The 12,822-nt window shown below is 72.1% G+C and carries 9 protein-coding genes; all 9 read left to right on the forward strand.

What is annotated here, in order from left to right:
- Positions 1–136 precede the first annotated feature (136 nt).
- Positions 137–682, forward strand: a complete 546-nt coding sequence (gene rimP, locus NMN56_RS11810) for a ribosome maturation factor RimP (RefSeq protein ID WP_274044033.1) — start codon at positions 137–139, stop codon at positions 680–682.
- Between the two features lie 2 nt (positions 683–684).
- A complete protein-coding gene (gene nusA / locus NMN56_RS11815; RefSeq protein WP_274044032.1) occupies positions 685–1,713 on the forward strand; it encodes a transcription termination factor NusA in 1,029 nt (342 codons plus the stop codon).
- A 91-nt stretch (positions 1,714–1,804) separates the two neighbouring features.
- Positions 1,805–2,101, forward strand: a complete 297-nt coding sequence (locus NMN56_RS11820) for a YlxR family protein (protein WP_274044031.1) — start codon at positions 1,805–1,807, stop codon at positions 2,099–2,101.
- Between the two features lie 152 nt (positions 2,102–2,253).
- Entirely contained in the window at positions 2,254–5,409 is a 3,156-nt protein-coding gene (gene infB / locus NMN56_RS11825; protein WP_274044030.1) for a translation initiation factor IF-2, read from the forward strand.
- 172 nt (positions 5,410–5,581) lie between these two features.
- Positions 5,582–5,878 (forward strand): DUF503 domain-containing protein, encoded by a 297-nt coding sequence (locus tag NMN56_RS11830; RefSeq protein WP_274044029.1) that lies wholly within the window; start codon positions 5,582–5,584, stop codon positions 5,876–5,878.
- A 24-nt stretch (positions 5,879–5,902) separates the two neighbouring features.
- Positions 5,903–6,439 carry a 30S ribosome-binding factor RbfA gene (gene rbfA, locus NMN56_RS11835; protein ID WP_274044028.1) on the forward strand — a complete coding sequence of 179 codons (537 nt, stop codon included), beginning with the start codon at positions 5,903–5,905 and terminating at the stop codon, positions 6,437–6,439.
- A gap of 4 nt (positions 6,440–6,443) precedes the next feature.
- Positions 6,444–7,373 (forward strand): tRNA pseudouridine(55) synthase TruB, encoded by a 930-nt coding sequence (gene truB / locus NMN56_RS11840; RefSeq protein WP_274044027.1) that lies wholly within the window; start codon positions 6,444–6,446, stop codon positions 7,371–7,373.
- A 289-nt stretch (positions 7,374–7,662) separates the two neighbouring features.
- Entirely contained in the window at positions 7,663–11,544 is a 3,882-nt protein-coding gene (locus tag NMN56_RS11845) for a trypsin-like peptidase domain-containing protein (protein ID WP_274044026.1), read from the forward strand.
- Between the two features lie 269 nt (positions 11,545–11,813).
- Positions 11,814–12,749, forward strand: coding sequence for a bifunctional riboflavin kinase/FAD synthetase (locus tag NMN56_RS11850; RefSeq protein ID WP_274044025.1), 936 nt, complete (start codon positions 11,814–11,816; stop codon positions 12,747–12,749).
- Positions 12,750–12,822 lie beyond the last annotated feature (73 nt).

Below are 12,822 nucleotides of genomic sequence, written 5' to 3' on the forward strand. Positions count from 1 at the left end.
GTCCCACAGTTCCCCTTTCCCTCAGCGGGTCCTTCAACGGGTCGGCGGGGCCCGCCACAGACGATAGGCTTGGCAGCGACACGCCCCCCGTCACAAGGCCCCCTACAACAGCACACGCGGCCGAGGAGTCACCCGGATGAGCACCACCCAGAGCGAGAGGCTGCGCGGACTGCTGGAACCGCTTGTCAGCAAGAGGGGGTTGGATCTCGAAGAGATCGACGTGACCCCGGCCGGAAAGCGGCGCGTTCTGCGCGTCGTCGTGGACGCTGACGGTGGAGTTCAGCTCGACACCTGCGCGGAGCTGAGCCGCGAGCTGTCCGAGGTGCTGGACGAGAGCGACGCCATGGGTGGGCCGCCGTATGTGCTGGAGGTCACCTCTCCCGGTGCCGACCGTCCCCTGACCGAGCAGCGGCACTACCGCCGCGCCGTCGGGAGGCTCATCAGAGCCCAGCTCACGGAGGAGGCCGGCGGCGGCGAGCTGACGGCCCGTATCACCGACGTGGACGACGAGGGCCTCGACGTCGAGGTCCCGGGCGTCAAAGGACGTAAGCCCACGCGGCGCCGCCTCGCCTACGGCGAGATCGCCAAGGCGCGCGTGGAGATCGAGTTCAACCGCAAGGCCGCCGAAAAAGCGCAGCAGAAGTCCGCGGCCAACGACACCGAGAGCAAGGAGGAGGCGTAGCCGTGGACATCGACATGAGTGCCCTTCGAGGGCTGGTCAGGGAGAAGGAGATCTCCCTCGACCTGCTGGTCGAGGCGATCGAGTCGGCCCTCCTCATCGCGTACCACCGCACCGAGGGCAGCAGGCGCGACGCACGCGTCGAGCTGAGCCAGAAGACCGGGCATGTGACGGTATGGGCCAAGGAGAGCGCCGACGACCTCGAAGAGGGCGCCGAGCCCCGGGAGTTCGACGACACCCCCACAGGGTTCGGCCGTATCGCCGCCACAACGGCGAAGCAGGTCATCCTGCAGCGGCTGCGTGACGCCGAGGAGGAAGTCACCTTCGGCGAGTACGCGGGCCGCGAGGGCGATGTCGTCGCGGGCATGGTGCAGCAGGGCAAGGACCCCAAGAGCGTGCTGGTGGACATCGGCAAGCTGGAGGCCATCCTGCCCCCGCAGGAGCAGGTCCCGGGCGAGGACTACTCGCACGGCACCCGCCTGCGTACCTATGTGGTCCGCGTGGCCAAGGGCGTACGCGGCCCCTCCGTGACGCTGTCGCGTACCCACCCCAACCTCGTCAAGAAGCTCTTCGAGCTGGAGGTGCCCGAGATCGCCGACGGCTCCGTCGAGATCTCCGCCATCGCCCGTGAGGCCGGACACCGCACCAAGATCGCGGTGCGCTCGACACGTTCGGGACTGAACGCCAAGGGCGCCTGCATCGGCCCCATGGGCGGCCGTGTGCGCAATGTCATGGCGGAGCTGCACGGCGAGAAGATCGACATCGTCGACTGGTCCGACGACCCCGCCGACCTGGTGGCCAACGCGCTCTCGCCGGCCCGGGTGAGCAAGGTGGAGATCGTCGACCTGGCCGCCCGCTCGGCCCGTGTGACCGTGCCCGACTACCAGCTTTCGCTGGCCATCGGCAAGGAAGGCCAGAACGCCCGCCTCGCAGCGAGGCTCACGGGCTGGCGCATCGACATCCGTCCTGACACCGCGGACGCAGGCGCCGAGAGCCCCGAGAGGGCCCCGGACCGGACGGTGGACCAGGGCTGACAGCCGGGAGCGGCCCGCCGGTGCTGCTCCTGAGTAACGGCGCCCTTACCCCCCAAGGGGTTCAAGGGCTTCGGGGAGGTAGACTTAAATAGTGTCTGGCCGAATGCGTGACCGGGCATGCCCTCAGCGAACCTGCGTGGGCTGCCGGGAGCGCTCGGACAAGAGGCGTCTGCTGCGTGTAGTGCTGATCGGGGGAAGCCTGATTCCCGATCTTCGCGGTAGGCTGCCCGGCCGGGGTGCTTACGTTCACCCCGTTCCGGCCTGCCTTGAGCAGGCCGTCCGGCGCCGGGCGTTCAACAGGGCCTTCCGGGGTCCGGGTCCGTTCGATCTCCAGGAACTGCGGGAGACCGTCGAGCGGGCGGCAACGACAGCACAGGCAACACCGTAAGACAGCCCGTACGGAACCTCCGTGCGGAGAGGTACCTCGCGAGTTGGAAGTAGGTCGAGATTGCGATGAGCACTCGATGAGTACGCGATGAGTACGCCCATGCATAAGTAGCGAAGGTCCGGCGGACGATCCCCCGGGCCGTAAGGAGCGAAGTGGCTAAGGTCCGGGTATACGAGCTCGCCAAGGAGCTTGGAGTCGAGAGCAAGGTCGTCATGGCCAAGCTCCAAGAACTTGGAGAATTCGTCCGTTCGGCGTCCTCGACCATCGAGGCGCCGGTAGTTCGCAAACTGACTGACGCATTCGACGCGGGCAGTGGCGCCAACGGCGCCAAGAAGTCCGCAGCGAAGCCCGCGGCGCCGAAGAAGGCAGCCGCCAAGCCCGCCGCACCCAAGCCGGGTACGAGCGAGGCCCCCAAGCCGGGCGCACCGAAGCCCGGTACTCCCAAGCCGGCCCCCGAGGCCGACGAGACTCCCCAGGCTCCGGCAGCCCCCGAGACTCCCGCCCCGAGCCCCGCTCAGGACGAGACCGGTGACACGGCCGAGGCCCCCAGCCCCGGCACGCCCAAGCCCGGTGCCCCGAGGCCGGGTCCGGCGCAGCCCGTGACCCCCTCCAGGCCCGAGTTCCAGGCCCCGCCCGAGGCGCCCGGTACGCCGAAGCCCGGCGGTCCCAAGCCCGGCCAGACCCCGAAGCCCAGCCAGGCGCCCCGTCCCGGTCAGGGTCAGGGCGGCCAGGGCGGCCAGGGTCAGGGCGGTCAGGGCCAGGGCGGTCAGGGTGGCCGCGGTCAGGGCCAGGGCGCCAAGCCGGGCCAGGGCCAGGGTTCCCCGAAGCCGGGTGCGCGTCCCTCCGGGCCGCGTCCGGGCAACAACCCCTTCACCTCCGGTGGTTCGACCGGCATGGCACGCCCGCAGGCGCCCCGTTCCGGTGGTGCCCCCAAGCCCGGCCAGGGTCCGAAGCCCGGCGGTCCGCCCAAGCCCGGTCAGGGTGGGCAGGGCGGCCAGGGTGGCGGCCCCCGCCCGCAGGCTCCCGGTGGCGGTCGCGCGACGCCCGGCAACATGCCGCGTCCGCAGGCCCCCCAGGGCGGCCCGCGTCCCGGTGGTCCGGCAGGCAACCGTCCGAACCCGGGCATGATGCCGCAGCGTCCCGCTGCCGGCCCGCGTCCCGGCCCCGGCCGTAGCGGTCCCGGTGCGGGCGGCGGCGGTCGTCCGGGTGCTGGTGGCGGCGCAGGCCGTCCCGGTGGCGGCGGCGGTTTCGCCGGTCGTCCCGGTGGCGGTGGCGGTGCTGGTCGTCCGGGCGGTGGCGGCGGCGGTTTCGCCGGTCGTCCCGGTGGCGGCGGCCGTCCCGGTTTCGCCGGCCGGCCCGGCGGTCCCGGTGCCCGCGGTGGCACACAGGGCGCGTTCGGCCGTCCCGGCGGGCCCGCCCGCCGTGGGCGCAAGTCGAAGCGGCAGAGGCGCCAGGAGTACGAGCAGATGCAGGCGCCGTCGGTCGGCGGCGTGATGCTGCCTCGCGGCAAGGGCGAGACCGTCCGGCTGTCGCGTGGTGCCTCGCTCACGGACTTCGCGGAGAAGATCAACGCCAACCCGGCGTCGCTGGTCCAGGTGATGTTCAACCTGGGCGAGATGGTCACCGCGACCCAGTCCGTCTCCGACGAGACGCTGAACCTTCTCGGCGACGAGATGAACTACACCGTTCAGATCGTCAGCCCGGAGGAGGAGGACCGCGAGCTTCTTGAGTCCTTCGACATCGAGTTCGGCGAGGACGAGGGCGGCGAGCAGGCGCTCATGCCGCGCCCGCCGGTCGTGACCGTCATGGGTCACGTCGACCACGGTAAGACGAGGCTTCTGGACGCGATCCGGAAGACCAACGTCATCGAGGGCGAGGCAGGTGGCATCACCCAGCACATCGGTGCCTACCAGGCGGCGACCGAGGTGAACGGTGAAGAGCGCAAGATCACCTTCATCGACACTCCTGGCCACGAGGCGTTCACCGCCATGCGTGCCCGCGGTGCCAAGTCGACGGACATCGCGATCCTGGTGGTCGCGGCGAACGACGGCGTGATGCCGCAGACCGTCGAGGCGCTCAACCACGCCAAGGCGGCCGAGGTCCCGATCGTCGTCGCGGTCAACAAGATCGACGTCGAGGGTGCCGACCCGACCAAGGTGCGCGGTCAGCTCACCGAGTACGGGCTGGTGGCCGAGGAGTACGGCGGCGAGACCATGTTCGTCGACATTTCGGCCCGTGAGGGTCTGAATATCGAGGAACTGCTGGAGGCCGTGGTCCTCACCGCGGACGCCTCGCTCGACCTGCGGGCCAACCCCGACCAGGACGCGCAGGGCATCGCGATCGAGGCCCACCTGGACCGTGGCCGCGGCGCCGTCGCGACCGTGCTGGTCCAGCGCGGCACCCTGACGGTCGGCGAGACGATGGTCGTCGGTGACGCCTACGGCCGCGTCCGCGCGATGCTCGACGACAAGGGCAACAACATCAAGGAAGCGGGTCCCTCGACCCCCGTCCTGGTGCTCGGTCTCACCAACGTTCCTGGTGCGGGCGACAACTTCCTGGTGGTCGACGAGGACCGTACGGCCCGTCAGATCGCCGAGAAGCGTGCGGCCCGTGAGCGCAACGCGGCCTTCGCCAAGCGGACCCGCCGCGTCTCGCTGGAGGACCTGGACAAGGTGCTCAAGGCGGGCGAGGTGCAGCAGCTCAACCTCATCATCAAGGGCGACGCTTCCGGTTCGGTCGAGGCCCTTGAGTCCTCGCTGCTCCAGCTCGACGTCGGCGAAGAGGTCGACCTGCGCATCCTGCACCGCGGTGTGGGTGCGGTCACCGAGACCGACATCGACCTGGCGACCGGCTCCGACGCGATCGTGATCGGCTTCAACGTCCGCGCCGAGGGGCGTGCCACGCAGCTGGCCGAGCGCGAGGGTGTCGACGTCCGGTACTACTCGGTGATCTACCAGGTCATCGAGGAGATCGAGGCGGCCCTGAAGGGCATGCTGAAGCCGGAGTACGAAGAGGTCGAGCTGGGCACGGCGGAGATCCGCGAGGTCTTCCGCTCGTCCAAGCTGGGCAACATCGCGGGTGTTCTCATCCGCTCCGGCGAGGTCAAGCGCAACACCAAGGCCCGTGTGCTCCGCGACAGCAAGGTCGTGGCGGAGAACCTCAACATCGTGGGCCTGCGCCGCTTCAAGGACGACGTCACCGAGATCCGTGAAGGCTTCGAGGGCGGTATCAACCTCGGCAGCTACAACGACATCAAGGTCGACGACGTCATCGCGACGTACGAGATGCGGGAGAAGCCCCGCGGCTGAGTCCCGTCCGGCTCCGGCCGGGAAGAACCCAGCGCGTTTCCGGGGCCGGTCGGCGGAAGGAATTCCGTCGATCGGCCCCGGCCGTTGCGTGTACGGTTCCAGTGACCCGTACGCCCCCGGCCACCGCCGGGGGGTGCACCCAAGGCCCCACGGGTGGCTCAACCCGCACTGTATGTACGTAGGGACACTGTCCTTCGATCTGCTCCTCGGCGACGTACGGTCGCTGAAGGAGAAGCGCTCCATCGTCCGTCCGATCGTCGCCGAGCTGCACCGTAAGTACGCGGTCAGCGTGGCGGAGACCAGCGACCAGGACCTCTACCGAAGGGCCCACATCGGCCTCGCGGCGGTCTCGGGCGAAGCGGGGCACCTCACCGATGTGCTGGACCGCTGCGAGCGGCTTGTCGCCGCGCGGCCAGAGGTGGAACTGCTGTCCGTACGGCGGCGGATCCACGGCGATGATGACGACTGAGCGCATGAGCAAGGAGACGGACCAGTGGCCGACAATGCACGGGCGAAGAGGCTGGCGGACCTCATCCGTGAGGTGGTCGCGGAGAAGCTGCACCGCGGGATCAAGGACCCCCGGCTCGGCACCCACGTGACCGTCACGGACACCCGGGTCACCGGTGACCTGCGGGAGGCGACGGTCTTCTACACCGTCTTCGGTGACGAGGAGGACCGCAAGGCCGCCGAGGCGGGCCTGGAGAGCGCCAAGGGCGTGCTCCGCTCGGCCGTCGGCGCGGCGGCGGGCATCAAGCACACGCCGAGTCTCACGTTCGTGGCGGACGCCGTGCCCGAGACCGCCAAGACGATCGACGAGGCGCTCGCGAGGGCGCGCGCCGCCGACGAGGAGGTCCGCAAGGCGTCGTCGGGCGCCTCCTACGCAGGAGAGGCCGACCCGTACCGCAAGCCGGGCGAGGCGGACGAATCCGACGAGGCCGACGAGGAAGAGACCGACGAGCCGGACGCGGCCGGCGAAGCCGCCACGGGCGCTCCCGCACGCCGTGAGCGCGGCGAGGACGAGAGCGCCTGAGACTGTGGCACGCAGGAGAGACAACGGCCCCGGCGGGCTCATCGTCGTCGACAAGCCCGCCGGGTTCACCTCGCACGATGTCGTGGCCAAGCTGCGCGGCATGGCCCGTACGCGGCGGGTGGGACACGCGGGGACGCTCGATCCGATGGCGACGGGGGTACTCGTACTCGGCACCGAGAAGGCGACCCGGCTGCTCGGCCATCTCGCGCTGACCGAGAAGGAATACGTCGCCACGGTCCGGCTCGGACAGGACACCGTCACCGAGGACGCCGAGGGCGAGTTGACCGCCTCCGCGGGCGCCTCCGGGCTGTCCCGCGAGGCCGTGGAAGCCGCCGTCGCCAAGCTCACGGGCGACATCCTCCAGGTGCCCTCCACGGTCAGCGCCGTGAAGATAGACGGTCAGCGCGCCTACAAACGGGTACGGCAGGGCGAGGACGTCGAGTTGGCCGCGCGGCCGGTGACGGTCTCCTCGTTCGCCGTGCACGACCTGCACGAGGAGACGGCCGAGGACGGCACCCCGGTCACCGATCTCCTGGTCTCCGTGGCGTGTTCGTCGGGCACATACGTGCGCGCGCTCGCCCGGGACGTTGGCGCCGCGCTCGGTACGGGAGGCCATCTCACGGCCCTGCGGCGCACCCGCGTGGGCCCTTACGGCCTGGACGGGGCGCACACGCTGGAGAAGCTCCAGGAGTACGTGGACGCCGAAGAGCCGCTGCCCTCCCTGCCGTTGGGCCAGGCGGCTGCCGCGTACTTCCCGCGCTGGGACGTCAGCGAGGAGCAGGCCCGGCTGATCGGGAACGGTGCGCAGCTGCGGATGCCCGTCTCGTTCGCCGAGGCGGAAGGGCCCGTCGCCGTCTTCGGGCCGGCTGACAGCTTTGTCGCGCTCGTGGAGGAGAAGGACGGCAAGGCACGCAGCCTGGCCGTCTTCGCCTGACCGCTCCTCGCCGGAGCACTCTTGAACCCTCACCGTGCGGCGGGCGCCGGGCCGCTCGTACGCGTGCCCCGCGCGGACGGGCGTCCTGGCACGGCGCCCGCCCCACGATCCCCCTCCTGCTCCCCGAAGTCTCTATATCCCGTCGGAGACGGCGATTCACCCCAACGGGCAGGCGCTCGGGGTGAATCCTGGGCGCGGACGGGGGCGCGTTCGGCTCGCGCCCTGTGCCGCTGATCATCTTCGCTCTACGGTCGTCCGAGCGGGGCGGGCCAGCGTGGAGGTTCGGGCGATGTCGGCGGTGCGTGGGGAAACCACGCTGGTAAGGATCTGTGACCTGGCAGGCCGGGCACGGGGCTCCGGCTTCCTCGCCGACTCGCTCGGCACCCTCGTGACCAGCCACGAAGCCGTGGACGGGCTCAGCAGGGCCGTCGTGCACGCGCCGGGGGACCGCACGTTCCTCGCCGAGAGCGGCGACATCACGCCCCTGCCCGAATGGGACCTCGCGCTCCTGCGTACGGAAGGGCTCGGCCTCACGCCCCTGGTCATCGGGGCCGAACGCCCGCACCTGGGTGGCACGGCCGTGGTCATCGCGGGGGAGGAGCCCATCCCGGCCACGGTCAGCGGAACCGTTGCCGCGACCTACACCTCGACGGACCGCTACCACCCTCTGGAACAGGTACTGGAGTTGGCGCTGCCCGAGGCCGCCAGCGTCCAACTGCGGCTCAGCAGGCGGGTGTCGGGCGCACCCGTCCTGGACGTCGCCACCGGTTCCGTTCTCGGCGTCCTCGGCACGGCGCTCCATACGCCGGGACGCGCCTGCGGATACGCCGTACCGCTGTACGCGGCCGGCGTGCTGGCACCCGAAGGGCCGCTCGGCGTGCTGCTGCGGCGCAACGGCGCGAGCGTCCCCGGGTTCGGCGCCGACCTGAACCTGGCCGGCGCGCTGCAACTGACCGCCACCTCCGTCGGATCCGCGGTCGAACGGTGCGCGCGTGCCGTCGCGCGGCCCCAAGTAGCCGGGGAACTGGGCGCCTTCGCCGCCGGCCCCGCGTCCGTCGTCGGCCTGGTGGGGCCGCCGGGCACCGGCCGTACGACGGAACTCGCCGCGCTCGCGGCACGCCGGGCGCGGGGTGCGGCGCCGGCGCCGACCGTCTGGCTGCGCGGAGCCGACCTGCGGGCTGACGACGGGAGCGTACGGGAGGCCGTGGCGCGTGCCCTGGCAGCGGCCGGGCGGATCGTCACCGCTTCATGGGAGGCCGCGCGCACGGAGCAGACCGTGGGCGACCCGGGGGACGCCAACCCGGACGTCGTCGCGCGCCTCGCCCGCACGGCGGGCCGCCCCCTCCTCGTCCTCCTGGACGCGCCCGAGGAGATGCCGCCCCAACTCGCGTACAGGCTGCGCCAGTGGACCATCGGCACCGCCAGCTGGCTGCGGGCCTCCGGCGCCCGGATGGCGGTGGCGTGCGGTCCCGAGTACTGGGAGCAGGCCGTAGCGCCCTTCCCGGGAGACATGCTCCACACGCCGGGCAGCGGCGCGGCGGCTGCGCTGACCAGCGGCGATCCCTCGACGCCGGCCGGACAGGACCCGGCACGGGGTCCCGGGCCCGCCCGTGCGCCGCGGGGCGACGACGGAGCCCCGCTGCCCGGTTGCGTACGGCTGGGCGACCTGCCGCAGCGGCTGGCGGCCCGGGCACGCGCCGCCTACGGCCTGCCCGACGGGGCGCTCGCGCCCGCCGACGCCGGCCACCCCCTGGCGATGCGGATGCTGTCCGAGGTACGGGCCGCGCAGACAGGGCAGGGGCACGCGCGTCCCTCGCGTGCGCAGATCTTCTCGGCCCATCTGGACCTGGTCTGCCTGCGCGTCGCTCTGCGCCTCGTGGCGGGAGAGCGGCCCACGGGGCGGTACGGCAGCGCGATGCGCCGCCTGGCCGCACGTGTCTCGGGTCGGCTGCACGAGGCGGCACGGCGCTGTCTGGGGCCTGGACAGGGGGAGTTGAGCCGCGCGGCGTTCGAGGAACTCTTCCCCTGGGGCGGCGGCTGGGCGCCCGCCGTGCTCGCCGAGGGCGTGCTCGGGCCGGCGGGAGACGGGTACCGGTTCGCCGACGAGGAGTTCGCCGACTGGCTGCAGGGCCGGCACCTGGAGCTGGACAGCGCACTGGACGCGCTCGTCCACCGCAGGAGCGACAGCGCTGCGGTACCCGTGCCCCGCCACCGGCTCGGACCTGTCGTACAGGCACTGCTGCTGCGCGGGCGCAGGGCGGGGCCCGAGGCGCTGGCACAGCGACTGCTGCGCCTGGTCGGCGAGTTGGGGCCGCCCCGCGCGGACGCGCGCGCCGAACTCGCGGACGACGCCGTCTGGTGGGCGTCACACCTGCTGTCCGCGACCCTGCTGCGGGTCCAGGACGCGCGCCCGTACACGCGCGTGCTCCGGGCCCTCGCGGAGCGGGTCGCAGCGGCGGCCGTGGACGCGGCGGTAGGCGCGGCCGGTGCCGGGATGGGGGCCGGGGCCGGGAATGCGGATGCGGTGTCGGGTGGGAGCGAGAGGGACGCGGCGGGCGGGGGCGGGAGCGAGGAGTGGCGGCGTGCCCTGTGGGAGGGTTTCGGGCCGTGGTTCTGGCGGCGGCTGCCGCTGCGTACCGCCGAGAAGGCCGAACTGCTCCGGCTGCTGCTGCCCGCCGACCCGCCCTACGTGCCCGAAGCGTGGTCCGAGGAGGACGCGTCCCGGGGCGACCGCCGGCCCAGGTATCTCGATGTGCTCGGTGACCTGCTCCAGGCCGAGCCGAGGGCCGTGCAGCGGCTGCTGTGCGAGTGGTTCAGCGACCTGCGCCCCCTGCGGCAGCGCGGCGATGCCGGCCCCGAACTGGCGCCCACCGTGGCCACGGCGGCCCAGGCGCTGCTCCACACGTTCCGCCACCGTGCCGTCGACGACCTCGTCGAGGCCCTTGTGGACGCCGCGCATCCCCGCGCCGACGAACTCCTCGCCGAACTGGTCCACGACGAGCCGTCCGCCGTGTGCCGCGCTGTCGAGGGCTGGGCCCACGACACCCGTGCCGAACGCCGGGTGGCCGCTGCCACCTACGGGGTACGCGCCGCGCGCCGCATCCGTACGGAGAGCGACAGGGAACCCCTGCGCCGCGCCGCCGCCGCCCTGCTGGACCGGCCTGGCGACCGCACGCTGCACCATGCAGCGCTGGCGCTCCTCGTACGGGATCCGGGCAGCCGTTCCCGGTACCTCGGGGCCGGGCTGGAGCGCTTCGCCGCCACCGGGGACGCGGAACTGGCGAGCGCGCTGGGTGCCGCGCTCTCCACGCATCCCGAGCCCGTGTTCGCGGCGTTCCACGCTCTCCTGACGGAGGCGGGCGGGACGGGGCCTGGCCTGCCGGAGGCGGGTGTGACGGAGCCAGGCGTGATGCGGCCGGGACTCACGGAGCCTGGTCGCTCGGTGGCGCCCGCCCAGGCCCAGGTGCTGCGCGCGCTGGCTGAGGTGCGTACGCCCGCTCTGGCCCGTCGCGCCGCACTACTGGTGCGCGAATACGCCGCGCGGAGCCCTACTTGTGCCCAGGATGCGGTGGCCGCCTTCGTACGGCGCCGGCTGGGCCACGGTCCCGCAGCTCGCGCGGTGATGCGACCACTGGTGGACGAGTTGCTGCGTACACAGGGAGCTTCCTTCCGCGCGGGGCTCGCCAGGGCGCTCGGTTCGGGGGAGGGGGCGCTGAGGGACGAACTACTGGATGTGCTTCTCGTCGCCGAGCGGGAGCTTCCCGTACTGGAGGCCGCACTGGACGCGGTCGTCCGGCACGGGCTGGGACGGCGAGCTGAGGACGGACAAGCTGCCGACCTGGGTGCCGCCGGGCAGCACCGGGCGGGGCAGAGCCCGGCCGGGCAGTGGCCGGAGGGAGAGTTGGTGCGGCGCATCGGTCTGCGGATGGCGAGGACGCCGCAGGGAGCGGCCTCCTTCGACCGAGGGCTGGTCGGACTGGCCCGCGAGCTGCCCGGGTTCGCCGGGGCCGTAAGGGAGTGGGTGGCCGGGTCCCCCGGGGCGTGGACAGCGGTGGTGGGGCCCAGCGCACGCCGTATGTGCGACTCCCTGGACGACCGGTCCCGGCCGCAGGACGGCGAGGGCCGACCGGGACGGTACGGGGGACAGGCGGGACAGGGACGGCAGCCGTGACCGTACGGGGGAGAGCGCGCGGAACGGTCCGACTGGCGTCGCCCTGCAAGACGGGCGCCGCCGCGGAAGACGGGCGCCCGTTCCCCGTATCGGGCGGGGGCCGGTATCGGGTGGGGGCGTATCCCAGGACCGGGCGGGGGCGTACGGGGCGCGGAGGTGGGTCCCTGCGGGGCACCGTCGCGCGGCATGGCACCCTTGGACCGGCGAGAACCATCGTCATCACCATCGGCTCAGGCACTGGCTAACTAGGTATCGGCGAGGAGCAGGACGTGCAGCGCTGGCGTGGCTTGGAGGACATCCCCGAGGGCTGGGGGCGCAGCGTCGTCACCATCGGCTCGTACGACGGGGTGCACCGTGGGCACCAGCTGATCATCGGCAGGACGGTGGACCGGGCCAGGGAACTGGGCGTACCCGCCGTCGTCGTCACCTTCGACCCGCACCCGAGCGAGGTCGTACGGCCCGGCAGCCACCCCCCGCTGCTGGCGCCGCACCACAGGCGTGCCGAACTGATGGCTGACCTGGGTGTCGACGCGGTATTGGTGCTGCCCTTCACCTCCGACTTCTCGAAGCTGTCACCCGCTGACTTCGTGGTGAAGGTCCTGGTCGACAAGCTCCACGCGCGCAGCGTCGTGGAGGGCCCGAGCTTCCGCTTCGGCCACAAGGCGGCGGGCAATGTCGACTCGCTCGCCGAGCTGGGGGAGACCTACGACTACGACGTGATCGTCGTCGACCTCTTCGAACGTGCCGAGAGCGGTGAGCCGTTCTCCTCCACGCTGACCCGCCGGCTCGTCGCCGAGGGCGACGTGCGGGGCGCGGCGGAGGTTCTGGGCAGGCCGCACCGCGTCGAGGGCATCGTCGTACGCGGCGCGCAGCGCGGACGCGAGCTGGGCTACCCGACGGCGAACGTCGAGACGCTCCCGCACACCGCCGTCCCGTCGGACGGTGTGTACGCGGGCTGGCTGACCGTGGAGGGCGAGGCCATGCCCGCCGCGATCTCCGTGGGGACGAACCCGCAGTTCGAGGGGACGGAACGCACCGTCGAGGCATACGCCATCGACCGTGTCGACCTGGACCTGTACGGGCTGCACGTGGCCGTTGACTTCCTGGAGTACATCCGTGGCCAGGAGAAGTTCGAGACGCTGGACGCGCTGAAGGCGCGCATGGCCGAGGACGTCAGGGAGGCCCGCCACCTCGTCTCCGGCTGAGGTTGAGGCTGGGCCTGGCGACGGCGGCGACGACGACAGCGGCGGAAAGGCCGACAGCGGAGGAAAAGCCGAC

Source organism: Streptomyces iconiensis, assembly GCF_028657195.3.
Lineage (GTDB): Bacteria > Actinomycetota > Actinomycetes > Streptomycetales > Streptomycetaceae > Streptomyces > Streptomyces iconiensis.

Coding starts and splice junctions, on each gene's coding strand:
- rimP (WP_274044033.1), top strand. CDS start 137: ATGAGCACCACCCAGAGCGAGAGGCTGCGCGGACTGCTGGAACCGCTT.
- NMN56_RS11830 (WP_274044029.1), top strand. CDS start 5,582: ATGTACGTAGGGACACTGTCCTTCGATCTGCTCCTCGGCGACGTACGG.
- NMN56_RS11845 (WP_274044026.1), top strand. CDS start 7,663: ATGTCGGCGGTGCGTGGGGAAACCACGCTGGTAAGGATCTGTGACCTG.